Genomic DNA, 23,650 nt, shown 5'->3' on the forward strand with positions numbered 1-23,650 from the left:
TCCGTCCATGCAACGCATCCTGCTGATCGACGACGACGAGCACCTGGCGGGGCCGCTGCGGACCTACTTCCACCGCCACGACCTCGACCTCGATGCGGTGACGCGGCCCAGCGCCGCGCTGCCGCTGCTGCGCGACCACGCCTACGACCTCGCGATCCTCGACGTGATGCTGCCCGAGATGGACGGCTTCCAGGTCTGCCGCGAGATCCGCCGCTTCAGCGACATCCCGATCCTGATGCTGACCGCGCGCGGCGACGTGATGGACCGCGTCGTCGGCATCGAACTCGGTGCCGACGACTACCTGCCCAAGCCCTTCGAGCCGCGCGAGCTGCTGGTGCGCATGCAGGCCATCCTGCGCCGCACGCGGCCGGTCTCGCTGCGCCTGGGCGTCGCGACGGTGCTGAACTTCGACGGCTTGCAGATCGACCTCGAACGCCACGAGGCGCGCCGCGACGGCCAGGTGCTCGAACTCACCAGCACCGAGTTCGCGCTGCTGGCGCTGCTGGCCAAGATGCCCGGCCGGGTGTTCACGCGCGAGGAAATCCTCGAGCAGCTGCGCGGCCAGTCGGCCGACGACCTCGTCACCCGCGCCGTCGACATCCTCGTCAGCCGGCTGCGCAAGAAGCTTGAACCGCTGGACTGCATCAAGACGCTGCGCAATGCAGGCTACCGCTTCGCCGCGGGGCGCATCGGGAACCACGCTGAATGAATCCCTGGTCCCGACCCTGGCACCAGGCCCGCCAGCGGGTGAAGCACTCGCTGAAGTGGAAGCTGGTGCGGCTGTTCCTGCTGCTGGCGATCGGCACCACGGTGATCTTCCTGGTCGGCATGAAGGAGATCGTGCGCCTGGGCTGGCAGGGCTGGGGGCGGCCGCTGCTGGCCGACTACGTCACGCTGCTGGCCGCCGACATCGGAACGCCCCCCGACGTCGAGCGCGCGAAGGCGCTGGTCGCGCGGCTGCCGATCTCGCTGCACATCGACGGGCCGCAGGTGCAATGGGACTCGCACCCCCAGCGTTCGGCGCCGTGGCAGCGCGTTCCGTCACCCGGCAACCAGGAAGGAATGGTGCACATCCGCACGCTGGCCGACGGCCACCGGCTGGTGTTCGGCCTCGCGCCGCCCAGCCCGGCCGCCCACCCGAAATGGGTCGGCTGGGGGACGCTCTCGCTGCTGCTCGCGATCACCTGGATCGCGTTCCGGCATGTACGGCACCTGCTGCGCCCGCTGGACGACATCCGCGCCGGCGCGATCCGCTTCGGCCGCGGCGAGTTCGACGACGCGATTCCGGTGCGGCGCGACGACGAGCTCGGCGAGCTGGCCCGCCAGGTCAACACGATGGCGCAGGAGATCCGCGCGATGCTCGACGCGAAGCGCGGCCTGCTGCTGGCCATCAGCCATGAGCTGCGCTCGCCGCTGACGCGGGCGCGGGTGAATGCCGAGCTGGTCGACGACAGCCCCGAGCGCAGCGCGCTGCTGCGCGACCTGGCCGAGATGCGCGACCTGGTCAGCGACCTGCTCGAAAGCGAGCGCCTCGCGTCCGGCCATGCCGCGCTGCAACGCGAGCCGACCGACCTGAACGCGCTGGTCGTCGACACGCTGGCGACACATTTCGCCGGCCAGCCGGTCGAGCAGCAGCTCGCGCCGGCGCTGCCGATGCTGGCGCTGGACCGGGTGCGGGTGCGGCTGCTGCTGCGCAATGCGGTCGACAACGCGCTGCGCCATGCCGCCGACGCCACCCGGCCGCCCGTCGTCAGCACCCGGCTCGGCGATGACGGCAGCGTGACGCTCAGCGTGCGCGACCACGGCCCGGGCGTGCCGCCGGAGCAGCTGGCGCAGCTCAGCGAGGCCTTCTACCGGCTCGACCGCTCGCGCCAGCGCACCACCGGCGGCGTCGGCCTCGGGCTTTACCTGTGCCGGCTGGTCGCGCAGGCGCACGGCAGCGCGCTGCAGATCCGGGCCGCCGAACCGGGGCTCGAGGTCTCGGTCCGGTTCGATTCCACCCCCTCGGACGCGGGGGCCTGAACCGGGCACAAGCGAGGCCTGAACGTGAAGAAGTGACTTTCGGCAGATGTGGAGGGCTCCCCTCCTTTCTAGAGTCCACCCCATCGTCACTGTCTGCCGTCGCGCACCTCCATGAACGCCCTCCCCGTCGAAGAACTGCTGGCGCCGCTCTCCGACGACGCGCCCTGCGGGCCCGATCTGGAGTACGACCCGGCGTTCCTCGCGCTGGAAGAAGCCTCGCGCGGCAAGCCCGAGCAGCAGTTCGGCGACACCGTGATCCCGGCCGAAGACCCCGACTGGCGCACCGTCTTCGAGCAATCCCGCCAGCTCGCCGAACGCACCCGCGACCTGCGCGTGGCCGTGCTGCTGGCCCGCTCCGGCGCCCGCCAGCACGGTGTGACGGCCTATGCCGGCGCGCTGGCGCTGATCGCCGGCCTGCTGGAACGCCACTGGGACCACGCCTACCCGCTGCTCGACGCCGACGACAACAACGACCCGACGATGCGCCTGAACGCACTGGCGCCGCTGGTCGACCCGTCGTTCGGCCTCGCTGACCTGCGCCACGCCCCGGTCGGCGGCGGCCGCTCCCAGCTCACCGTGCGCCAGATCGAACTCGCCGCCGGCAAGGCCCAGCCCGGCAGCAGCGAAACCGTGCCCACGGCCGAAGGCGTGCAGCAGGCGCTGAAGGCGGCCGAGGCCCAGACCCCCGGCACGCTGGCCGCGCTGAAGCAGACCGGCGACGAAATGGCCCGCATCGAGGCGGTGCTGATCGACAAGGTCGGCGGCAGCCAGGGCCCCGAGCTGCGTCCGCTGCGCGTGCTGGCCCAGTGCCTGGCGAGCGCCGCCGCGCAGGCGCTGGCCTCCGATGCCGAAGCGGCCGCCGCTGAAGCCTCCGACGGCGCCGATGCCGGCGGCGCGGCCACCGGCGGCAGCGCCGTCGCGGTCGGCGCACTGCGCAGCCGCGAAGACGTGAGCCGCACGCTCGACCGCGTCTGCGAATGGATCGAACGCAACGAGCCCAGCAACCCGGCGCCGCTGCTGATCCGCCGCGCGCAGCGGCTGATGGGCAAGAATTTCATGGACATCATCCGCGACCTCGCGTCCGACGGCCTCGGCCAGGTCGAACGCATCGCCGGCAGTCCCGACCAGTGAATCAGGTCAACAGGCCCTAAACCACCGAACCCGCCCCAGAGGAGTCCACCATGGCCACCAGCAGTCAGAAATTCATCGCCCGCAACCGTGCGCCGCGCGTCCAGATCGAATACGACGTGGAGCTCTACGGCGCCGAGAAGAAGGTGCAGCTCCCGTTCGTGATGGGCGTGCTGTCCGACCTGTCGGGCAAGCCGGCCGATCCGCTCGCGCCGGTGGCCGACCGCAAGTTCCTCGAGTTCGACGTCGACAACTTCGACAGCCGCATGAAGTCGATGAAGCCGCGCGTCGCGTTCCAGGTGCCCAACACGCTGACCGGCGAAGGCAACGTCAGCGTCGACCTCACCTTCAACAGCATGGACGACTTCTCGCCGGCCGCCATCGCGCGCAACAACGACGCGCTGCGCAAGCTGCTCGAAGCCCGCCAGCAGCTGTCGAACCTGATCACCTACATGGACGGCAAGAGCGGTGCCGAGGAACTGCTGGCCAAGGTGATGGCCGATCCGGCGCTGCTGAGCAGCCTGGCCGGGGCCAAGAAGGCCGGCGACGAGCCGAAGGCCGAGTAAGCGCAGCGCGAGTCATAGGAGAACGCAATGGCAGAAGCACAGAACCAATCCTCCGCGCTGCAGGGCGTCGAATTCCAGGGCGGCGATTTCGCGAGCCTGTTGAACAAGGAATTCAAGCCCAAGAGCGACGAGGCGAAATCCGCGGTCGAGACCGCGATCCTCACGCTGGCGCAGCAAGCGCTGTCGCAGACCAAGCTGATCGGCACCGATGTCGTCAACTCGATCGAGGCGATGATCGCCGAGCTCGACAAGAAGCTCAGCGAGCAGATCAACCTGATCATGCACCACCCCGAATTCCAGCAACTGGAAAGCGCGTGGCGCGGGCTGCACCACCTCGTCAACAACACCGAGAGCGACGAGCAGCTGAAGATCCGCGTGATGAACATCAGCAAGCAGGAACTCGGCAAGACGCTGAAGCGCTACAAGGGCACGGCCTGGGACCAGAGCCCGATCTTCAAGCGCGTCTATGAAGAAGAGTTCGGCCAGTTCGGCGGCGAGCCGTTCGGCTGCCTGGTCGGCGACTACTACTTCGGCCAGACCCCGCCCGACGTCGAGCTGCTGGGCGAGATCGCCAAGGTCTCGGCTGCGGCCCACTCGCCGTTCATCGCCGCCGCCGACCCGGGCCTGATGCAGATGGGCTCGTGGCAGGAACTCGCGAACCCGCGCGACCTGAGCAAGATCTTCACGACGCCCGAATACGCCGGCTGGCGCTCGCTGCGCGAATCGGACGACGCCCGCTACATCGGCCTCGCGATGCCGCGCTTCCTGGCGCGCATCCCGTACGGCGCGAAGACCAACCCGGTCGAGGCGTTCAACTTCGAGGAAGACACCGGCAGCGCCGACCACACCAAGTACACCTGGGCGAACTCGGCGTACGCGATGGCGGTCAATATCAATCGTTCTTTCAAACAGTATGGCTGGTGCTCGCGCATCCGCGGCATCGAGTCGGGCGGCGCGGTCGAGGGCCTGCCGACGCACACCTTCCCGACCGACGACGGCGGTGTCGACATGAAGTGCCCGACCGAGATTGCGATCAGCGACCGGCGCGAGGCCGAGCTGGCCAAGAACGGCTTCATGCCGCTGGTGCACCGCAAGAACTCCGACTTCGCGGCCTTCATCGGTGCGCAGTCGCTGCAGAAGCCGGCCGAGTACGACGATCCCGACGCGAGCGCCAACGCCAACCTGGCCGCGCGCCTGCCGTACCTGTTCGCGACCTGCCGCTTCGCGCACTACCTGAAGTGCATCGTGCGCGACAAGGTGGGCTCGTTCAAGGAACGCGACGAGGTGCAGCGCTGGCTGCAGGACTGGATCATGAATTACGTCGATGGGGATCCTGCCCACTCGTCGGAAGACACCAAGGCGCGTCGCCCGCTGGCGGCGGCCGAGGTGGTGGTGGAAGAGGTCGAGGGCAACCCGGGCTACTACAGCTCGAAGTTCTTCCTGCGCCCCCACTACCAGCTGGAAGGTTTGACAGTGTCTCTGCGCCTGGTCTCGAAGCTGCCCTCCCAGAAGGCGGCCTGATCCAGGTACAGGAAAGCGTGGCCGGCGTGGAACCTCCCACGGCGCGCCACGCGCATCGCAGCCCGGGAGGTTCAGCTTGCCGGGAACGAAACAGAAACGCCGGGCGCGCGACGGAATACCCAGACGTCGCGGCACCCCTCTCCCGGCATCCCACAAGCGGGTCAACTTAGTTGAAGGAGAAGCATCATGGCTGTAGACATGTTCATCAAGATCGGTGACATCAAGGGCGAGTCGAAGGACAGCTCGCACAAGGACGAGATCGACGTCCTGGCATGGAACTGGGGCTGCGCACAGAGCGCCTCGTTCGGCAACGGCGCCGGCGGCGGTTCGGGCAAGGTCAGCATCCAGGACCTGTCGCTGACCAAGTACGTCGACGCGTCGTCGACCGCACTGGCGATGGCCAGCTTCAAGGGCACGCACATCAAGCAGGCCGTGCTGACCGTGCGCAAGGCCGGCGACAAGCCGCTCGAGTACATCAAGATCACGCTCGAGAGCGTCATCGTGTCGTCGCTCTCCACCGGCGGCAGCGGCGGCGAAGACCGGCTGACGGAAAACATCAGCCTGAACTTCGCGAAGTTCAAGATGGAATACACCACGCAGTCGGACACCGGCGGCAAGGGTTCCACCAGCACCGTCGGCATCGATCGCGAGAAGAACGAAGTCAAGTGATCGGTCGCAGGCTTCCTGCGCACGCCACGGATCGGCCTTCGGGCCTTTTCGTGGCGATCCCTTTTTGAAAACGCCAGCAAGGAAAGACCATGGCCAAGGCCGACATGTACCTGAAGGTCGAGGGCACGGCGCAGGGCCCGATCAAGGGCGAATCGCGCGATGCCAATCACACCGACGAGATCGAGGTCGTCGGCTGGAGCTGGGGCCTGGACGGCAATGCCACGGCCTTCGGCAGCGCGGCCGCCCGCACGACGATGCAGGAACTGGTCGTGCGCAAGCGCGTCGATTCGGCCAGCACCGGCCTGATGTCGGCGCTGCGCAGCAATGAAGTCATCAAGAAGGCGACGCTGGCGGTGCACAAGGCCGGCGGCGCGGCATCGATCCCGTACCTGACGATCACCGCCGAGAAGGCGCGCATCCTGTCGCACCGGCTGCGCAACGAGACCGATGGCGCACCGGAGCTGATCGAGGAGATCCGCATCGCCTTCTTCAAGGTGAAGGTCGAGTACCGCGCGCAAGACCTTGCCGGCGCCGCCAAGGGCGTCAACACCTTCGAGAACGAAGTACAGGCAGGTTGAATGACCCACCCCCGAAGCGCCTTCGGCGCCTCCCCCTCAAGGGGGCGCCGCCAGCGGCCCGGCAAAGCCGGTTCCGCGGCGTCCGCTCGGTCCGTGCGCGCGAACGTTTGTCAGTTCGGAGTTTTTTCATGACCCCAGTACAAGCTGCGGAGCAAGCACTGCGCGAGGGCCGCACCGATGCCGCGCTGAAAAGCCTGCAGGACGGCGTGCGCGCCAAGCCGGCGGACCCGAAGCTGCGCGTCTTCCTGTTCCAGCTGCTGTGCGTGCTCGGCCAGTGGCCGCGCGCGATGACGCAGCTGGAGGTGTGCGGCGAGCTCGACGCGTCGACGCTGCCGATGGTCAACACCTACCGCGAGGCGCTGAAGTGCGAGACGCTGCGCGAGGCGGTGTTCGCCGGCAAGACCACGCCGATGGTGTTCGGCCGGCCGCAGGCCTGGGTGGCCTGGCTGGTCGAGGCGCTGATGGCCGATGCACGCGGCGATGCGGCGCTGGCCGCGAAGCTGCGCACCGATGCGTTCGAGGCCGCGCCGCCGACGCCGGGCACGCTGAACGGCCAGCCGTTCGACTGGATCGCCGATGCCGATTCGCGGCTCGGCCCGGTGCTCGAAGCGCTGATCAACGGCCGCTACTGCTGGGTGCCGTTCAGCGCGCTGGCGAAGATCACGATCGAGGAACCGGCCGACCTGCGCGACATGGTGTGGAGTGCCGCGCAGCTCGAGTTCACCAACGGCGGCCAGTCGGTCGCGCTGATCCCGACCCGCTACCCCGGCACCGCGACCGAAGGCGACGCGCTCGCGCAGCTGGCGCGCCGCACCGAGTGGCAGGCGCTGAATGAAGAGCACTTCCGCGGCATCGGCCAGCGCGTGCTGGCGCTCGGCGAGCACGACAGCGACCTGCTCGCGGTGCGCGAGATCACGCTCGATCCGCTGCCGGTGCAAGACGACGACGAACCCGTTGCACCGTGACCCAAGAGGTACGTGATCGCCTGCAGCCGGTCCTGCTCGACCGCCTGACCGACCTCGAGCCGCATTCGCGCGTCGAGTCCGATGACAGCCGCGTGATGAACAAGGCGCAGATCCGCGAGGCGGTGCTGCGCGACCTGTCGTGGCTGCTGAATGCAGTGAAGCCGATGCCGCTGCTGTCGGAGCAGTACCCGCTGGCGGGAGAATCGGTCATCAACTTCGGGCTGCCGCCGATGTCGGGCCAGCTCGCGTCGCGCATCGACGTGCCGCTGCTCGAACGCACGATCAAGCAGGCCATCCTGCGCTTCGAGCCGCGCGTGATGGAAGACTCGCTCGACGTGCGTGCGCTCGAGCCGTCCAGCGTGCTCGACACGCACAACGTGATCGAGTTCGAGATCCGCGGCTTCATGTGGGCCCAACCGGTGCCGCTGGAGCTGCTGCTGCGCACCCAGGTCGACCTGGAGGCCGGCCAGATCGAGGTGCGCGACGCCGCCGGCAGCTCCCTGAAACGCAGAACCTGAGCAGCCGCTCCCGATGGATCCGAACCTGCTTCGCCTGTACAACGACGAACTCGGCCACCTGAAAGAGGTCGGCGCCGAGTTCGCGAAAGAATTCCCGAAGATCGCCGCGCGCCTGTCGATGGACGGCGTCGAGGTCACCGACCCGTATGTCGAGCGCCTGCTGGAGGGCTTCGCCTTCCTGGCTGCGCGCGTGCAGCTGAAGATCGACGCCGAGCACCCGCGGCTGATCCAGCACCTGCTCGAGACCGTCTACCCCGGCTTCCTGTCGCCGATGCCGTCGACGATGATCGCGCGCATGCGGCCCGATCCGCTCGACCCGAACCTGGCGCGCGGCTTCAGCGTCAAGCGCGGCAGCGCGCTGCACAGCGACATGGTGCGCGGCCAGAACACCCGCTGCGAATTCCGCACCGCGCACGACGTGATGCTGTGGCCGGTCGAGATCGATGCGGTGCAGTACTTCACGCACGCGCCCGACCTGCCGATCGCGCACCTGCCGCCGGCCCGCCAGGTGCGCGGCGGCCTGCGCATCCGGCTGAAGGCGAGCGCCGGCCTCAAGTTCAGCCAGCTGCCGATGGAGCAGCTGAGCTTCTACATCAGCGCCGGCGACGACGTCGCGTTCCGCCTGCACGAGCTGGTGCTGGGCGCGAGCCTCGCGACCTGGGTGCAGGGCGGCGCGGCGCGCTCGCCGAACCAGGGCTATGCCGATGCCGCCTCGGTCGAGGCGGTCGGCTACGACGACGACCAGGCGCTGCTGCCCGACACGCTGCGCGGCTTCAGCGGCCACCGGCTGCTGCAGGAGTACGCGGCGCTGCCGCAGCGCTTCCTGTTCTTCTCGGTCACCGACCTGGCGCGGCGGCTGGCACGCATCGAGAGCAGCGAGTGCGAGATCGTGCTGCTGTTCGGGCGCGGCGAGCCGGCGCTCGAATCGCTGGTCGACGCGAACAGCCTCGCGCTGTATTGCACGCCGGCGATCAACCTGTTCCCGAAGCGGCTCGACCGCATCCAGCTCGGCCCGGGCAGCTTCGAGCACCATGCGGTGCCCGACCGCACGCGGCCGATGGACTACGAGGTCCACACGATCGAGAGCGTGACCGGCTTCGGCACCGGCCAGGTCGCCGAGCAGCGCTTCCTGCCGCTGTACGCGACCTTCCACGAAGAGTCGCGCAACCACGGGGCGTTCTACACGCTGCGCCGCGAGCCGCGCCTGCTGTCGAGCCGGCAGCGCCTCGAAGGTCCGCGCTCGGCCTACATCGGCCAGGAAGTGTTCCTGTCGCTGGTCGACCCGCGCAACGCGCCGTACCGCGAAGACATCCGCCAGGTCTCGCTGACCGCGCTGGTCACCAACCGCGACCTGCCGACGCTGCTGCCCGGCTCGGCCAGCACCTGGGCGCTCGACGTCGCCGGGCCAGCCGGCCGCATCGAGACGATGCGCGGCCCGTCGCGGCCGGTGCAGCGCATCGCGCGCGGCGATGTCGGCTGGTCGCTGGTGAGCCTGTTGACGCTGAACTACCTGAGCATCGCCGGCGAAGACCCGCGCCGCGCCGCCTCGGCGCTGCGCAGCCTGATGGCGCTGCACGGGCCGGAGCAGGACGTCAGCTGGGCCAAGCAGGTCGAGGGCATTCAGGCGGTGGACGCGCGCGCGGTGGTGCGCCGCCTGCCCTTCCCCGGGCCGCTGACCTTCGGCTGCGGCGTCGAGGTGACGACCACCGTCGACGAGCTCGGCTTCCAGGGCTCGAGCGCCTTTCTGCTCGGCTGCGTGCTGGAGCACTTCTACGCCCGGCATGCGTCGGCCAACAGCTTTTCAGAAACCATCGTCCGCTCGGCGACGCGCGGCGAGATCCTCCGATCGCAACCGCGCATCGGATCGAAGGCGATGCTGTGAGCACGCCACCGCCGGACCCGCAAGCCCTGCACGAACGCCGCACCCGGCTGTTCGACGAGATCGCGAAGCAGCCGTGGGCGCACGACTTCTTCGCGGTGCTGCGCCAGATCGATGCGCTGTGGCCGCAGTCGCCGCGGCTCGGCTCGGCGCTGCGGCCCGGCGGGGAGCCGGTGCGGCTGGGCCAGGACCCGGAGCTCGATTTCGCGCCGGCCGGCGTGATGTCGTTCGAAGCGAACGAGCGCACCGTGCCGCGGCTCGGTGTGCGCTTCTTCGGGCTGTTCGGCCCGATGGGGCCGCTGCCGCTGCACTACACCGAACACGCGCGCGACCGGCTGCGCAACCACGGCGACGCCACCTTCGCGCGCTTCGCCGACATGTTCCACCACCGCATGCTGCTGCTGTTCTACCGCGCCTGGGCGCAGTCGCAGCCGGCCGTGCAAGCCGACCGCGCGAGCGACGACCAATTCGCGAAATGGGTCAGCGCGCTGTTCGGCCAGGCGCCGGCCACGCTGCGCCGCGCCGACCAGGTGCCCGATGCCGCCAAGCGCTTCGTGGGCGGCCACCTGGCGAGCGCGACGCGCCGGCCCGAATCGATCGTCAAGGTGCTGCGCCAGTATTTCGCGGTGCCGATCCGCGTCGAGTCGCACGTCGGCCACTGGTTGCCGCTGCGGCCCGAAGACCGCACCCGCCTCGGCGGGCGCGGCAGCATGGGCGCGGCGCTCGGTGTCTCGGCAGTGGCCGGCAGCAAGGTCTGGGACCGCCAGTACAAGCTGCGGCTGCACATCGGGCCGCTGACGCTCGCGCAGTACCGCCAGTTCCTGCCCGGCCAGCGCTCGCTCGTCGAGCTGCGCGACTGGATGCGCCAGCTGCTCGGCTTCGAGATGCTGTGGGACCTGCGGCTGATCCTGCAGGGCAGCGCGGTGCCGGCACTCGGCCTGTCGAACGCCGCCCCGGCCGCGCTCGGCCTGACCAGTTGGCTCGGCCGCAAGACACCGCACCCCGACCGCGGCGAACTCCTCCTGAACCCGGCGCAGATGCATGCCGCAGGTTCGCCTTCCTCCACCTAAGGGACCCAAGGAACGACCATGGCTGAAATCAGTCGCACCGCCCTCTTCGGCAAGCTCAACCCGATCGCCTACAAGGCCATCGAAGGCGCCACGGTGTTCTGCAAGCTGCGCGGCAACCCGTACGTCGAGCTGCAGCACTGGATCTACCAGATCCTCAACGGCAACGACAGCGACCTGCACCGCATCGTCAAGCACTACGAGCTCGACGGCGCGCAGCTGGTGGCCGACCTGACGCAGTCGCTCGACCGGCTGCCGCGCGGCGCCACCTCGGTGACCGACCTGTCGAGCATCGTCGAGAACGCGGTCGAACGCGGCTGGGTCTACGGCTCGCTGATGTTCGGCGACCGCCAGGTGCGCACCGGCTACCTGCTGGTGGGCGCGCTGAAGACGCCGTCGCTGCGCAATGCGCTGCTGGCCATCAGCAAGCAGTTCGAGCGCATCAAGCTCGACGACCTGATCGACCGCTTCGGCTCGCTGCTGGCGAGTTCCCCCGAGCATGCGCAGGCCGCCAGCGACGGTGGCGCGCCGGGCGAGGCCAGCGAGGCCATCGCGCCGGCGGCGATGGGCAAGCAGGAGGCGCTGAAGCGCTTCACGACCGACCTGACCGAGCAGGCCCGCGGCGGCACGATGGACCCGATCGTCGGCCGCGACGACGAGATCCGCCAGGTGGTCGACATCCTGATGCGCCGGCGCCAGAACAACCCGATCCTGGTCGGCGAGGCCGGCGTCGGCAAGACGGCCATCGTCGAAGGCTTCGCGCAGCGCATCGCCCGCGGCGACGTGCCACCGGCCCTGAAGGACGTGGAGCTGCGCGCGCTCGACGTCGGCCTGCTGCAGGCCGGCGCCAGCATGAAGGGCGAGTTCGAGCAGCGGCTGCGCTCGGTGATCGACGAGGTGCAGGCGAGCGCGAAGCCGATCATCCTGTTCATCGACGAGACGCACACGCTGGTGGGCGCCGGCGGCGCGGCCGGCACCGGCGACGCCGCCAACCTGCTGAAGCCGGCGCTCGCGCGCGGCCAGCTGCGCACCATCGGCGCGACCACCTTCGCCGAGTACAAGAAGTACATCGAGAAGGACCCGGCGCTGACGCGGCGCTTCCAGAGCGTGCAGGTCGACGAGCCGGACGAGCCGAAGGCCATCCTGATGATGCGCGGCGTGGCGTCGACGATGGAGAAGCACCACAAGGTGCAGATCCTTGACGAGGCGCTGGAGGCGGCGGTGAAGCTGAGCCACCGCTACATCCCGGCGCGCCAGCTGCCCGACAAGTCGGTCAGCCTGCTCGACACCGCGTGCGCGCGCGTCGCGGTCAGCCTGCATGCGACGCCGGCCGAGGTCGACGATTGCAGCAAGCGCATCGAAGCGCTGGAGACCGAGCAGGGCATCATCGGCCGCGAATCGGCGATCGGCATCGACACGCGTGAACGCAGCGCGCTCGTCACCGAGCAGCTCGGCATCGAGCGCAAGCGGCTCGACGAGCTGAAGACGCGCTGGGCGACCGAGAAGGGCCTGGTCGACACGCTGCTCGCGCTGCGCTCGAAACTGCGCGGCGTGGCCGGCGCGGTCGAGGGCACCGGCAGCGCGCTGGAGAAGAACGCCGAGAAGGTTGCAGCGACGGTGGCGGCCACGGCAACGGCCGAGATGCCGAAGCTGTCCGATGAAGACCGCGCCGCGACGCTGGCCGAGCTGAAGAAGGTGCAGGCCGAACTCGCCACGCTGCAGGGCGAGCACCCGCTGATCCTGCCGACGGTGGACTACCAGGCGGTGGCCAGCGTGGTCGGCGACTGGACCGGCATCCCGGTCGGCCGCATGGCGCGCAACGAGATGGAAACGATCCTGAAGGTCGCTTCGCTGCTGAGCCAGCGCGTGATCGGCCAGGACCATGCGATGGAGATGATCGCCAAGCGCATCCAGACCTCGCGGGCCGGGCTCGACAACCCGAGCAAACCGATCGGCGTGTTCATGCTGGCCGGCACCTCCGGCGTCGGCAAGACCGAGACGGCGCTCGCGCTGGCCGAGGCCTTGTACGGCGGCGAGCAGAACCTGATCACGATCAACATGAGCGAGTTCCAGGAGGCGCACACCGTCTCGACGCTGAAGGGCGCGCCGCCCGGCTACGTCGGCTACGGCGAAGGCGGCGTGCTGACCGAGGCGGTGCGGCGCAAACCGTATTCGGTGGTGCTGCTCGACGAGGTCGAGAAGGCCCACCCCGACGTGCACGAGATGTTCTTCCAGGTGTTCGACAAGGGCTTCATGGAAGACGGCGAAGGCCGCTTCATCGACTTCAAGAACACGCTGATCCTGCTGACGACGAACGCCGGCACCGAGCTGATCGCCAACATGTGCAAGGACCCGGAGCTGATGCCCGAGGCCGAGGGGCTGGCGAAGGCGCTGCGCGAGCCGCTGCTGAAGATCTTCCCGCCGGCGCTGCTCGGCCGGCTGGTGACGATCCCGTACTACCCGCTGTCGGACGAGATGCTCGGGCAGATCGTCAAGCTGCAGCTCGGGCGCATCAAGAAGCGCGTCGAGACGCGCTACAAGATCCCGTTCGAGGTCGGCGACGACGTGGTCAAGCTGGTCGTGAGCCGTTGCACCGAGAGCGAATCGGGCGGCCGCATGATCGACGCGATCCTGACCAACACGATGCTGCCGGACATCTCGAAGGAGTTCCTGACGCGGATGATGGACGGCACGCCGATCGAGCGCGTGAAGGTCAGCGTCGTCGACAACAACTTCCACTACGGGTTCTGAGGACACATCCATGGCCCTCTTCGACAGCAAGCCCAAGGTCGCCCCGTACGTCGCGCCGGCCGGCCCGATCACGATGGACAGGACGCAGTTCATCAACACGGTGCGGCCGCGGCCGATCTACCGGCAATACAGCCAGGCGGTGGGCCTGCTGCCGGCCGGTGTCGCGTTCGACAACGCCTTCACCGAATCGCTGCGCGCGATGGGCGCCGACGGCTTCTGGCATTTCGGCACCAATGCGAACTTCGGCAACCCGAGCGCGCTGCGCTTTGCCGACGCGGCCGGCCTGAACTTCTTCATGACCGCGATCGAAGGCATGTTCGAGATGGACCTGAAGCTGATCGAGCGGCGCGCGGCCTACGCGAACGGCTTGAAGGGCAAGGCCGGCTCCAAGCTGCTGCTGCCGCAGCTGCGGGCCGAGACGCAGTCCGAGGACAGCTACTACCAGGCCCCGCCGCCGGTGGCCCCGAAGTCCGGCGTGCCGGCGGTGCCGCCGCGCTCCGAGCGCTCGCTCGACCAAGCCCGGGGCCTGGCCTGGCTGACGAACGGCGTGCAGGGCGACGCGTCGGCCTACTCGCAGGTGCTGCTCGGGCTGGTCAAGCGCGACGGCAGCTTCCCGCTGGGCGGCAACCTCGCGCCGCTGCAGGCGGCCTGGCAGCGGATGGTGCCGCTGGCACCGGCCTATCGGGGCTGGAACAACGCCGCCGGCATGCAGAAGTACCCGTCGAACGTCGGCGGTGCGAAGGTGCTGGGCGACGTGCTGTCCGACCTGAGCACCTCGCCGATGCCGACGCAGGGCAGCGACGACTGGTACGAGCTGGCGCTGTACCTGATGGGCGCGATCATCACCACGCAGGCCTTCACCGACGGCAACAAGCGCGCCGCCCGGCTGGCCTACGTGCTGATGCTGCTGAGCGGCGGCGTGCCGATGATCGTGCCGAACAACCGCCTGGGCGCGACGCTCGGGGACATGTGAGTCCTGAGGACCGCACCGTGAGCGAACCCGCTGACCTCAGCCTCGACGAAGCGCTGCAGTACGCGATCGGGCTGCACCAGAACCAGCAGCTCGAAGGCGCCGAGCAGGTCTACCGCCGCGTGCTCGCGGTGGCGCCGGACCACCCCGACGCGCTGCACCTGCTGGGCATGGTGCTGCACCAGACCGGCCGCGGCGACGAAGGCATCGCGTCGATCCGCCGTGCGATCGAGCTGGTGCCCGATTACGCGGGCTACCACAACAACCTCGGCAACATCCATGTGTCGCGCCACGAGCTGCCCGAGGCCACCGCGGCCTACGAGCGCGCGGGCGCGCTGCAGCCGGGCAGCGCCGACCTGCAGAACAACCTCGGCTCGCTGTACCGCGCGCAGAAGCGCCCGGCCGATGCGCGCGCCGCCTACCTGCGCGCGATCGAGCTCGACCCGCGGCACCTGAACGCGCACAACAACCTGGGGCTGCTGGCGGCCGCGCAGGACGACCTGCCGGAGTCGATCCGCTGGTACTGCAAGTCGATCGAGCTGCTGCCCGAGCACCCGGACGGCCGCAAGCTGCTGGGCATGACCTACTACACGATGGGCAAGGTGCGCGAGGCGGCCGAGGTGTTCCGCCAGTGGCTGGCCGACGAGCCCGGCCACCCGATGGCGCAGCACATGTTCGCCGCGTGCTCCGGCAGCGGCGCGCCGGAGCGGGCCTCGGACGACTATGTCGAGTACACCTTCGACCACTTCGCCGACAGCTTCGAGACGCAGCTGAACGAGCGGCTGGACTACCGCGCGCCGCAGCTGTGTGCGCAGCTGCTGGCGCGGCTGCTGCCGCCGGCGGCGCAGCAGTTCACCGTGCTGGACGCCGGTTGCGGCACCGGCCTGTGCGGCCCGCTGGTGGCGCCGTGGGCGCGCGTGCTGGTGGGCGTGGATCTGTCGGGCGGCATGCTGAAGCACGCGCAGACCAAGGGCGTCTACGGCGACCTGTACAAGGCCGAGCTGACCGAGTTCCTGCGCGAATCACCGGGCCAGTGGGACGTGATGCTGTCGGCCGACACGCTGTGCTACTTCGGCGACCTGATGCCGTTGATGGCGGCGGCGAGCGGCTCGGTGAAGCCGGGCGGGCTGATGGTGTTCACCGTCGAGGCGCTGCCCGACGACCGCCCGGAGATGTTCCACCTGGAGCCGCATGGGCGCTATGCGCATGCGCGGGCGCATGTGGAGGCGGCGCTGGCGGCGAACGGGTTCACGCTGGTGGAGATCAGCGGCGAGACGCTGCGGCAGGAGGGTGGGAAGCCGGTGACGGGGTGGTTGGTGGCGGCTCGGCGGTGACGGCGGCAAGGCGGCAAGCACATCAAGGGGTGTCGGCCAAGAGAATGCTGCTGAGCTCGCCCGAGTCGCTCAGGTAGAAGAAATTGAACAAGGTGTCGTTCTCGATCTCGTAGACGAGCCTGGTTCGGCCCAGCCGTGGGGAATAGTCGTTGATGTTCGACGCTGAGCTCGATCCCTCCGCGACCTGATCCAGCCGATGCGGACGACCCAAGACGCGCTCGATGTCGGCTCGTTGATGCCCCAGCGCGACGCCACCTTCGGTGGCGGCCTGTCCCATGCGCATCTTCGGAGGAACGCGCATCGTGCAAAGCTCGATGCTGCTGATCAGGATGCTCACCAACTCCGATGTCCTCTGCGTCGAGGCGCGCTCGAACGTGAAGAGAATCCATCGCGACGAAGCGCCGAGGAAGAAGCAATGCTGATGTCGCCGAGGCTCATCCGCATCCGTCAAGACCGCTCCTGTCCCGAACTTCTCGACGAACGCGTCTTCCGTCAGGTGCGGCTCTCGCAGGCACACGGCTCCCGCACATCGCTGCACCGGCGGCTGGGCGCTTGCGGAGGCGGCGAACGACACCAAGCCGCCGAAGAGCACCGCGCCCACCGACCTCAGTGAATCTGAACCCTTCACGTCCGGAGGAACTCAGTCGGGAACGACCCGCCCGTGAGCCAATGCGTCAGACAGATCGGTGACGTACCGCTCCACGTCGCTTTCGCTCATGCAGACAGCGCTCATTGCGCCAGCACACAGACGCCCGTAGTCTCCCAGCGAGAGCTTCTTGAGCAGCGGCAACATCTCGGCTCCTTTCGACAGAATGGCCTCGTCCCTGCTTTCGCCTCCACCTGCATCAATCTGAAGGACAGCGGTCTGCGCTAAAGCTTCTGCGGCCGATTTCGTCGGAGAGCGCTGAAGCTGCAGAAACATGAATTCCAGCGATGAGCCCAGCGCACTGTGTGCTTCACGATCCAGGTCCGGTGTCGTCGCCAGGATCCTCACGATCTGGAAGATGAACTTTCCGCCAATGCGATCCTGTTCCTCATCTGCGGGGGCAGCCAGCAACGGAAGTGAAGCCAGCAGTAGACCAGTCGCAGCAATCAATCGACCACGCACATCACGCTCCCAGGTTCCGAGTCGATTAAATCATTCAGATCGAAGACAGTACTCGATGTCCCGGTCACGCACCCTTCCGAGCAATAGGGCGATGCCGTCGATGGCCCGAAGGGGTTCAGACAGCTGTGTGTTCGAAAAAGGTCTCGACCGAACGGCGTTGACGACTGCGGTGGCAATGCCACCAGCGTTCGACCGCCGGGCTTGCTGGTCGCACCTCCGTTCCAGAGCCAACAGCCTCTCGGAATCGGCCCGACGTTTGGCATGCTTTCACAGCTCGCGTTGTTCTTGCATCCGGCGACGCTGTTGTTGCCAGAGGCAAAGCTTCCTGACCACGTGAACTTCTCGCTCCCGTTGCGCATGCAGTCCATGCGCCCCGTGCCGACGGAATAGACGCACGTCGCCAGCCCTTGCGGATCGACATAGCTCAATGGATTTCCGTCGCCGTAGGTGTAGGTGTTGATTCCGCCCGTCAGTCCGATCGGATCGCTCTGCACGTAGCGTGCAGCCGCAATCTCCGGCTGACACAGCACGACAAGCAGAAGCGGAGCGGCGAAAGCCGATGCGATGTTCATTTCGTTTTCTCCAGTTGAGTTGCCTTTGCCTTTGCGGCGCGCTGACGAACCGCTTCGTCCTGCGGCGCATCCGGCGGTCGCCAGCCGAGCGACCAAGCCCGCTCGTACAGGTCCCGAAGCGCGGTGTCGTGTCTCGCGAGCAATGCGCGCTCCGCAGCCGGCACGTCGTCAGGCGTCACGTACCGATTGACGAGCAGGTTCCTGAACCACAGCCACGCAGCATGCTGATGAAGGAGGATCGCCACATCCCTCGGGTTGTGATCGAGCGCCATGCGAGACATCTTCAGTTGCTGTTCGCGCAGACCCTGCCGCTCGTGGGTCGTTGCCTGCACGTCGACGCCGGGATCCATCAGCCGGTCGATCGTCAGCTTGGCGGTGGCGAGGTCGATCTCGGAATCCGGCAGCATCAGGATGCCGCGCACGATGGCGAGGTCCCCATCGTGCTCAGCGGCCGATTGGCTCTTTGCAGGCGTTGGCGCCGCCATCGCTGGAAAGACAAAGCAGGCGATCAGCGGTGGCACCAGCCAGCGCCTGATCAGGCCGCGAACTCGTCGCCCGCCGCGATGCGGGCTCGACAGCGTGTGGTCCATGTCATCTCCCCGGTTGGACTTCGCCGGCGAGTCTCGACAGGGACTTTGGAGAAAAAGTGCAGAAGCCCTCGTGAGCGGCGCGGTCTTGCGCCGCTACCGCTCAGGCAAGCACGATTGAAAAGCGTCTGGCCTATGCTTGGCCACATGCCATCCCATCTATCGGAAATTCAAGTGCCCGAGCGGCATGCCTCTCTGTTTCGCGACGGACGCCATCAGGCGGTTCGAATCCCTCGCGAGTTCGAGATGGAAGGATCCGAGGTGCTGATCCGCAAGGAAGGTGAGCGCCTGATCCTCACACCCTTCCGCAAGAACCGTTTGCTGGATCTGCTGGCATCGTGGGATGCCGCTGGATGAAGGCTTACCCGACATGGAGGACAGCCCGTCCCAGACCCGGGGCGGGCTCTGATGGCGGAATCCGCCGCTCAAAACTACAACCCAACACGGCAAATTCGCAATTTCCAGGAATTTCGCGTGAATCAATGTAGTTCATGCACTCGCCTCACAGCGACTCCAGAAACACCACCACCGCATCGCGATCCGCCTTGCTCATCGCCTCGAACTTCGCCCGGCTGCCGCTGCCCTCGCCGCCGTGCCAGCCGATCGCCTCCACCAGCGTCCGCGCCCGCCCGTCGTGCAGGTAGCGCACGCTGCTCGCATCGGCGAAGCCGGTTTCCTTCTGCACGTACTTCAGCGAGCCCAGGCCCCACAGCGGCTGCGTGCGCCACATGCTCGGGCTCGCCCGGCCTTCGGTCATCGTGTCGGCCAGCTCCGCGCCCATGTCGTGCAGCAGCACGTCGGTGTACGGGTGGATGGTCTGGTTGCGCAGTTCCTGGAACGGGTGGTTCGCGCCCGTCTTCAGCTCGGCGGTGTGGCACCCCGTGCAACCCGCCTGCGCGAACAGCTGGTTGCCGCGCCCGATGGCCGTGCGCGTCGCGTCGCTGATGTCGTGCTCGGGCGGCGTGACCGTGCCGTCGGTGTAGCCGCTCGCGTACTTGCGCTGCGCCGGCACGCCCAGCAGTTGCAGGTACGAGGCCACGCGTTCGAGTTCCAGATCGCTCATCGACGGCGTCGCGGTGCTGGTCTTGCAATCGGCGGCGCCACGCAGGCAACCCAGCGACCTGAAGGCCGGGCTGGTGACGCCCATGTCCTGCAGGAAGGCGCCCGCCGCCTGCTGGCGCACGGTCGCCTTGCCGGCCTTCCAGCCGTAGCGGCCGAGGTGGCGCTGGCCGGTCTCGGGGTCGATCGACCAGTTCGGCACGCCGCGGATGCCGTCGCCGTTCGCATCCTGCGGGTCGGCCTGCGCGAGGATCGTGGCCTCGTCCAGTGCCTCGATCAGGCCCATGCCCACCACCTGCGGCGCCTGCCGCACCGACAACTGCGCCGGCACCGGGCCCTTGAACGCATAGACCGGCTTCTGCAGTTCGACCGTCTCGCCACCGGCCAGCGTGCGCACCGTCTTCACGAACGACTGGATCGAGACCCCGTAGTCGGGCGCGCCCGCCGTGCGCGACAGCTGCTGCACGTTGACGCCATAGGTCGCATCGGGCGTGATGCCCGCCGTGCTGCTGGCCGCCGCGGTGAGCACCGCGAACTTGTTCAGCGGCGTACCGATGTCGGCCGCCGGGCTGCGGCCGTTCAAGGTGTGGCAGCCCAGGCAGCGCACCTCGTTGAAGCGCTCGCCCAGCTGGTTCGCATGCGCGGTGAACACCGGGTTCACCGTCGGGCTCTCGGAGTGCTTGCCATCGACGAACGAGGTGTGGAACAGCCGGCGCCCTTCGACGAAGCGCTGCATGTTGGCGATGCCGATGTTGTTGGCCGCCTGCTGGAACACGCGGTGCGGCTCTTCCGAATAGTTGTACGAGACGCTGGCCTGGCCGCCGAGCAGCGCGTCGTCGGGCAGCGGCGTGGTGTCGAGCTTCGGCGCGATGCCGTACCACGGCACCATGCCCTTGCCCACCACGTAGAGCTGCTCGAACGAATAGTCGCGGTTGTGGCCGCCATCGATCAGCGCGATGTCGGTGCCGGGCGTGTAGTCGAGGAACACGCCGGGCGACATCTCGATCTTGTCGCCCAGCTTCAGCTTGTTGTTCGCCCGCGTGATGCCCTGGTACTGCGCCTCGTCGGCCATGCGCCAGTAGTCGGTGATGCTCTGCGCCACGCACAGGTCGGCGATCGCGGCAGCGGGATTGCAGCGCTGCGTGCCGTCCTTCGGGTTGGTGTAGCCGACGCCCATCTTCCAGCCGTACTCGATGACGTTCGGGTCCAGCCGGCGGAACGCGCTGAAGCTGTTGTTGATCATCGTGCCGACGTTCGGTTTCAGGTAGGCGGTGATCTTCTGGCGACCGGCCGGCACCTCGTCGCGGATCACCAGGCCGAAGGTGCGGTTCTGGAAGTAGAACGGCGGAAAGGCGAAGTAGCTGCCCGGTCCCTTGTCGACGGTGTCGGTCCACGGCTCGCCGCCTTCGCGCGCATGGCGCGGGGTCGGGCGAAAGCCGGCGTACGTGACCAGCGTGCCGTCGGCCTCGGTGACCTGGATCTGCTCGATCACCTGAGTGCTGCTGGTGAACAGCGGCACGTAGTCGGTCGCACCGGTGTCGGCCGGTGCGGGTGCGGGCGCCGACGAGACGGGGGTGCTGGGGGACGGTGCGGGGGCTGGCGCAGGTGCCGGCGCTGGGGACGGAGCAGGCGCTGGGGCGGGCGCCGCTGACGGTGTCGGCGCCGGAGCGGGTGCGGGTACCGGCGAAGGTGCATTGCTCGTCGGCGGGGGGCTGCTCGCCGGGCTCGAATCATCGCCTCCGCCCGAGCCGCAGGCCGACAGCGCCATCGCGGTGCTGAACAACATCGCCACCGTGGCGAGTGTTCGTGACCTGTCGTTCCGACCTGCTCCTGCTGGCGTGCGCTTCTGATTCATGGAACCCTCCCGTTGGCGTGTTGCTGATACGGGCAGTTACTTGCCCGCGCTGGCATTCGATTTGTTCGGACACCAGTTGCAAGAGGCATTCCAGACAGGGAGCGTCACTTCACCAGTTGTGGATCTCCGCGTTCACGTAGGTGAAGTCGTTCGGGATCGCCAGGTTCGAGTACGAGAAGGACAGGCTCACCTCCAGCGAGGTCACCTGGTGCCACCAGCCGAGCGGCAGGAAAATCGTTTCGCCCGGCTCGACGACCACATCGAGCACCTTCACGCTCGCGAAATCGGGGTAGCGCACCAGGTCCGGCGCGTCGAGGTCAATCGGGCTGTAGACGCGGAAGTGGTTGTAGAGCTTCGGCGTTTCCAGCGGCGAGATGAAGCGCCAGCGCTTGCGCCCGACGATCTGCGTGTGCATCAGCATCAGCGTGTCGTGGTGCAGCGGCGTGCGCGTGCCGGCCGGCCCGAACCAGAACGACGAGCGCGCCGCCAGCTGCGCCGGATCGCAGATCTCCGGCAGCGTGCCGATGTCCTTCAGCAGCGGCGCAAACTCCGGGCGCCGCAGCACCTCGTTGTTGGCCGTCAGGTAGTAGTCGTTGGTCGCGCCGCCGGCCAGCACCTGGTCGACGAAATTGCCCAGCCGCACCGTGCGCCGGTGCTCGAGCTTGTTCTGCTCGTAGTTCGAATCGGCGTTGCGCTCGGCCTGGATCTCGACGTCGAGGTGGCCGAAGCGGGTCTTCAGGTCCTGCGGCGACCAGCGCGTGCGCGCCGGCCAGTCGCGCGCCGCTTCGGTGAGCACCAGCGGGCGGCTGCCGCGCACATAGCGCTCGATGAACTCGTCGCGCGACACGTGGCTGCGCTTCTCGACCCGCCCGTAGTGCGGCGACGATTCCCACAGCTTCTGCTGGTTCGCGAGCACCGATTCGAACTTGCGCTGCATCTGCTGGTAGCGCTTGGCCGCGAGGTAGGCCGGGTCGTTGTCCATGCGGATGATCGCGGCCTCGGATTCGGCGCGCGACAGGCCGGCGGCCGTCATCGTCTGCAGCATCGACTCCATCGCGCAGTTGCGCAGCTTGTTCTCGGCCACCCACTGCAGCCAGCCGTTGTCGACCGGGCGGGCCTCGATCTCGCGCGGGCGCGGCGCGGGCATCAGCGTGGAAGAGTTCATGGCAGAGCGGGTCTCGGTTGGGGTTGAAGCGATGCGGCCGGCGCGGCGGCCGCGGAGGTGTCGAGCGTGTCAGCAGCGCCCGTGCCGCGCAAGCGGCGGCGCCACGGCACCTCGATGAAGCGGTAGCAGAGCACGGAAGCGGCCACGGTGCCGAGCAGGAACAGCCCGTGCACGATCGGCGTGCCGGCCTCGCCGAGCCAGCCCAGCCGCAGGAAGGTCGTCACCGACCAGTGGATGATGTAGAGCGCATAGCTGGCCTCCCCGAGCAGCACCATCCACGGCCGCTCCAGCAGCAGGCTGAGGAAGGTGCGGCCCGACGCCACGGCCAGGATCAGCGCGCTGAACGGCACGATGAAGACGCCGTACTTCATCGCCACGTCGAGCAGCCAGCGCCACATCTCGGGCCCGGTGTAGTCCGGCAGGCCGATGCGCAGGCCGGCGGCCACCAGCGCGAGCAGCACGATCGCATCGCGCACGCGGCGGGCGCGCGCATCGGTGCCGGTCAGCCAGGCGGCGCGCGGCACGGTGCCGGCGCGCAGCTGCAGGAACGCGAGGCCGGTCAGGCAGCCGCCGAGGAATTCGCTGTAGCGCAGCAGCGGGTTGTAGACCAGCACGATGTACTGCGTCTGCGGCTCGGCATGCAGCACGAAGTTCATCCACCAGATCACGGCCACGTAGGCGCCGATGCCGAGCGCGACGGTGGCGGCCATCAGCAGCGCGAGGCCGCGCAGACGCAGCCGCAGGCGCAGCAGCCCGGCGCACAGGAACGGGAAGGTCGCGTAGAAGAAGAACTCGGCGGCCACGCTCCAGGCCGGCGTGTTCCAGAACATCGCGAACGGCACCGCCGGCACCCAGGCCTGCAAGCCGACCAGGTTCAGCAGCCACGAGGCCCACCAGGTCTGCCCGACCTCGGCCAGCTGGCCGGCCTGCGCGCGCTCGATCACATGCCACGGCGTGTCGAGCAACAGACCGAGCAGGTAGATCGGGTAGATGCGGGCGAAGCGCAGGCGCTGGAAGCGCCAGAAGCGTCCATCGCGAACACCGCCGGCGAACCAGTCGTGATAGCGATAGGTCAGGATGAAGCCGCTCAGCACGAAGAAGAACGTGACGCCGTACTGGCCGCCGACGATCGCGCGCAGCAGCGCGTCGGGGAGCGGCCCGAAGAGGTCGCGGTAGTGCAGCACGAGCACCGCGAAGGCTGCGATGAAGCGCAGGCTGGTCAGCTCGGGCAGGTTCTCCTGCGGGGCGGTGTTGGCGCCGTGCAATGCCATGAAGATCCCTCCGATGCGGTCGACGCGGGCGTCCTGGGTGGCGCCCGTCTGCCCTCTTCCATTGC

Annotated in this window: 22 protein-coding genes; 15 read left to right on the forward strand and 7 right to left on the reverse strand. The window is 68.2% G+C overall.

What is annotated here, in order from left to right; genetic code table 11:
- Window positions 1–7: 7 nt before the first annotated feature.
- The 14 genes from BUE42_RS05760 to BUE42_RS05825 all read left to right on the forward strand — a co-directional run bounded on the left by BUE42_RS05760 (window position 8) and on the right by BUE42_RS05825 (window position 15,968).
- A complete protein-coding gene (locus BUE42_RS05760) occupies window positions 8–709 on the forward strand; it encodes a response regulator transcription factor (RefSeq protein WP_073463624.1) in 702 nt (233 codons plus the stop codon).
- Entirely contained in the window at window positions 706–2,022 is a 1,317-nt protein-coding gene (locus BUE42_RS05765; protein ID WP_073463626.1) for a HAMP domain-containing sensor histidine kinase, read from the forward strand. Before BUE42_RS05760 ends, BUE42_RS05765 begins: the two co-directional genes overlap by 4 nt.
- 111 nt (window positions 2,023–2,133) lie before the next feature.
- A complete protein-coding gene (tssA, locus tag BUE42_RS05770) occupies window positions 2,134–3,153 on the forward strand; it encodes a type VI secretion system protein TssA (RefSeq protein WP_073463628.1) in 1,020 nt (339 codons plus the stop codon).
- Window positions 3,154–3,203: 50 nt separating this feature from the next.
- Entirely contained in the window at window positions 3,204–3,716 is a 513-nt protein-coding gene (tssB, locus tag BUE42_RS05775; RefSeq protein WP_073463630.1) for a type VI secretion system contractile sheath small subunit, read from the forward strand.
- 27 nt (window positions 3,717–3,743) lie between these two features.
- Complete coding sequence (gene tssC / locus BUE42_RS05780) at window positions 3,744–5,237, forward strand: type VI secretion system contractile sheath large subunit (protein WP_073463632.1); 1,494 nt, start codon at window positions 3,744–3,746, stop codon at window positions 5,235–5,237.
- A 186-nt stretch (window positions 5,238–5,423) separates the two neighbouring features.
- Window positions 5,424–5,906 (forward strand): Hcp family type VI secretion system effector, encoded by a 483-nt coding sequence (locus BUE42_RS05785; protein ID WP_073463634.1) that lies wholly within the window; start codon window positions 5,424–5,426, stop codon window positions 5,904–5,906.
- Between the two features lie 89 nt (window positions 5,907–5,995).
- Window positions 5,996–6,484 carry an Hcp family type VI secretion system effector gene (locus tag BUE42_RS05790; protein WP_073463636.1) on the forward strand — a complete coding sequence of 163 codons (489 nt, stop codon included), beginning with the start codon at window positions 5,996–5,998 and terminating at the stop codon, window positions 6,482–6,484.
- A 128-nt stretch (window positions 6,485–6,612) separates the two neighbouring features.
- Entirely contained in the window at window positions 6,613–7,449 is an 837-nt protein-coding gene (locus BUE42_RS05795) for a type VI secretion system accessory protein TagJ (protein ID WP_073463638.1), read from the forward strand.
- Window positions 7,446–7,967, forward strand: a complete 522-nt coding sequence (gene tssE / locus BUE42_RS05800) for a type VI secretion system baseplate subunit TssE (protein ID WP_073463640.1) — start codon at window positions 7,446–7,448, stop codon at window positions 7,965–7,967. Before BUE42_RS05795 ends, tssE begins: the two co-directional genes overlap by 4 nt.
- A 13-nt stretch (window positions 7,968–7,980) precedes the next feature.
- On the forward strand, window positions 7,981–9,849 hold the full coding sequence (gene tssF / locus BUE42_RS05805; RefSeq protein WP_073463642.1) for a type VI secretion system baseplate subunit TssF: 1,869 nt from the start codon (window positions 7,981–7,983) through the stop codon (window positions 9,847–9,849).
- A complete protein-coding gene (gene tssG, locus BUE42_RS05810) occupies window positions 9,846–10,916 on the forward strand; it encodes a type VI secretion system baseplate subunit TssG (protein ID WP_200798905.1) in 1,071 nt (356 codons plus the stop codon). Before tssF ends, tssG begins: the two co-directional genes overlap by 4 nt.
- A gap of 18 nt (window positions 10,917–10,934) precedes the next feature.
- Window positions 10,935–13,664, forward strand: coding sequence for a type VI secretion system ATPase TssH (gene tssH, locus BUE42_RS05815; RefSeq protein WP_073463644.1), 2,730 nt, complete (start codon window positions 10,935–10,937; stop codon window positions 13,662–13,664).
- A 10-nt stretch (window positions 13,665–13,674) separates the two neighbouring features.
- The gene (locus tag BUE42_RS05820) at window positions 13,675–14,637 is read left to right on the forward strand and encodes a hypothetical protein (RefSeq protein WP_073463646.1); all 963 of its coding nucleotides are present in this window, start codon (window positions 13,675–13,677) and stop codon (window positions 14,635–14,637) included.
- Window positions 14,638–14,654: 17 nt separating this feature from the next.
- The gene (locus BUE42_RS05825; protein ID WP_073463648.1) at window positions 14,655–15,968 is read left to right on the forward strand and encodes a tetratricopeptide repeat protein; all 1,314 of its coding nucleotides are present in this window, start codon (window positions 14,655–14,657) and stop codon (window positions 15,966–15,968) included.
- 22 nt (window positions 15,969–15,990) lie between these two features.
- Here BUE42_RS05825 and BUE42_RS05830 read toward each other — a convergent pair whose 3' ends face one another.
- From BUE42_RS05830 to BUE42_RS05845, 4 genes are read right to left on the reverse strand one after another with little or no spacing between them, the layout of a single operon-like run.
- Complete coding sequence (locus BUE42_RS05830; protein ID WP_073463650.1) at window positions 15,991–16,569, reverse strand: hypothetical protein; 579 nt, start codon at window positions 16,567–16,569, stop codon at window positions 15,991–15,993.
- A 39-nt stretch (window positions 16,570–16,608) separates the two neighbouring features.
- On the reverse strand, window positions 16,609–17,025 hold the full coding sequence (locus tag BUE42_RS05835; protein ID WP_073463652.1) for a hypothetical protein: 417 nt from the start codon (window positions 17,023–17,025) through the stop codon (window positions 16,609–16,611).
- Window positions 17,026–17,060: 35 nt separating this feature from the next.
- Window positions 17,061–17,648, reverse strand: coding sequence for an RHS repeat-associated core domain-containing protein (locus BUE42_RS33350; protein ID WP_073463654.1), 588 nt, complete (start codon window positions 17,646–17,648; stop codon window positions 17,061–17,063).
- The gene (locus BUE42_RS05845) at window positions 17,645–18,238 is read right to left on the reverse strand and encodes a hypothetical protein (RefSeq protein ID WP_143171321.1); all 594 of its coding nucleotides are present in this window, start codon (window positions 18,236–18,238) and stop codon (window positions 17,645–17,647) included. Before BUE42_RS05845 ends, BUE42_RS33350 begins: the two co-directional genes overlap by 4 nt.
- A gap of 171 nt (window positions 18,239–18,409) precedes the next feature.
- Here BUE42_RS05845 and BUE42_RS05850 point away from each other — a divergent pair, with 171 nt between their 5' ends.
- The gene (locus BUE42_RS05850) at window positions 18,410–18,592 is read left to right on the forward strand and encodes an antitoxin (protein ID WP_235002129.1); all 183 of its coding nucleotides are present in this window, start codon (window positions 18,410–18,412) and stop codon (window positions 18,590–18,592) included.
- Between the two features lie 145 nt (window positions 18,593–18,737).
- Here BUE42_RS05850 and BUE42_RS34165 read toward each other — a convergent pair whose 3' ends face one another.
- The 3 genes from BUE42_RS34165 to BUE42_RS05870 all read right to left on the reverse strand — a co-directional run bounded on the left by BUE42_RS34165 (window position 18,738) and on the right by BUE42_RS05870 (window position 23,585).
- Window positions 18,738–21,080, reverse strand: coding sequence for a di-heme oxidoreductase family protein (locus tag BUE42_RS34165; RefSeq protein ID WP_304442373.1), 2,343 nt, complete (start codon window positions 21,078–21,080; stop codon window positions 18,738–18,740).
- Window positions 21,081–21,258: 178 nt separating this feature from the next.
- Complete coding sequence (locus BUE42_RS05865; protein WP_073463663.1) at window positions 21,259–22,314, reverse strand: cupin-like domain-containing protein; 1,056 nt, start codon at window positions 22,312–22,314, stop codon at window positions 21,259–21,261.
- On the reverse strand, window positions 22,311–23,585 hold the full coding sequence (locus tag BUE42_RS05870; protein ID WP_083613903.1) for an acyltransferase family protein: 1,275 nt from the start codon (window positions 23,583–23,585) through the stop codon (window positions 22,311–22,313). The genes BUE42_RS05865 and BUE42_RS05870 overlap by 4 nt, the downstream gene beginning before the upstream one ends.
- Window positions 23,586–23,650: the final 65 nt, after the last annotated feature.

This window comes from Rhizobacter sp. OV335 (genome assembly GCF_900142965.1).
In the GTDB taxonomy this organism is placed as follows: domain Bacteria; phylum Pseudomonadota; class Gammaproteobacteria; order Burkholderiales; family Burkholderiaceae_C; genus Rhizobacter.

Excerpts from the sequence above, each read along its gene's own strand:
- BUE42_RS05865 (WP_073463663.1), bottom strand. The coding sequence starts at position 22,314 with ATGAACTCTTCCACGCTGATGCCCGCGCCGCGCCCGCGCGAGATCGAG.
- BUE42_RS34165 (WP_304442373.1), bottom strand. The coding sequence starts at position 21,080 with ATGTTGTTCAGCACCGCGATGGCGCTGTCGGCCTGCGGCTCGGGCGGA.
- tssF (WP_073463642.1), top strand. The coding sequence starts at position 7,981 with ATGGATCCGAACCTGCTTCGCCTGTACAACGACGAACTCGGCCACCTG.
- BUE42_RS05870 (WP_083613903.1), bottom strand. The coding sequence starts at position 23,585 with ATGGCATTGCACGGCGCCAACACCGCCCCGCAGGAGAACCTGCCCGAG.
- BUE42_RS05760 (WP_073463624.1), top strand. The coding sequence starts at position 8 with ATGCAACGCATCCTGCTGATCGACGACGACGAGCACCTGGCGGGGCCG.
- tssH (WP_073463644.1), top strand. The coding sequence starts at position 10,935 with ATGGCTGAAATCAGTCGCACCGCCCTCTTCGGCAAGCTCAACCCGATC.
- BUE42_RS05785 (WP_073463634.1), top strand. The coding sequence starts at position 5,424 with ATGGCTGTAGACATGTTCATCAAGATCGGTGACATCAAGGGCGAGTCG.
- BUE42_RS05845 (WP_143171321.1), bottom strand. The coding sequence starts at position 18,238 with ATGGACCACACGCTGTCGAGCCCGCATCGCGGCGGGCGACGAGTTCGC.
- BUE42_RS05765 (WP_073463626.1), top strand. The coding sequence starts at position 706 with ATGAATCCCTGGTCCCGACCCTGGCACCAGGCCCGCCAGCGGGTGAAG.
- tssA (WP_073463628.1), top strand. The coding sequence starts at position 2,134 with ATGAACGCCCTCCCCGTCGAAGAACTGCTGGCGCCGCTCTCCGACGAC.
- BUE42_RS33350 (WP_073463654.1), bottom strand. The coding sequence starts at position 17,648 with ATGAACATCGCATCGGCTTTCGCCGCTCCGCTTCTGCTTGTCGTGCTG.
- BUE42_RS05820 (WP_073463646.1), top strand. The coding sequence starts at position 13,675 with ATGGCCCTCTTCGACAGCAAGCCCAAGGTCGCCCCGTACGTCGCGCCG.
- BUE42_RS05795 (WP_073463638.1), top strand. The coding sequence starts at position 6,613 with ATGACCCCAGTACAAGCTGCGGAGCAAGCACTGCGCGAGGGCCGCACC.
- tssB (WP_073463630.1), top strand. The coding sequence starts at position 3,204 with ATGGCCACCAGCAGTCAGAAATTCATCGCCCGCAACCGTGCGCCGCGC.
- tssC (WP_073463632.1), top strand. The coding sequence starts at position 3,744 with ATGGCAGAAGCACAGAACCAATCCTCCGCGCTGCAGGGCGTCGAATTC.
- BUE42_RS05790 (WP_073463636.1), top strand. The coding sequence starts at position 5,996 with ATGGCCAAGGCCGACATGTACCTGAAGGTCGAGGGCACGGCGCAGGGC.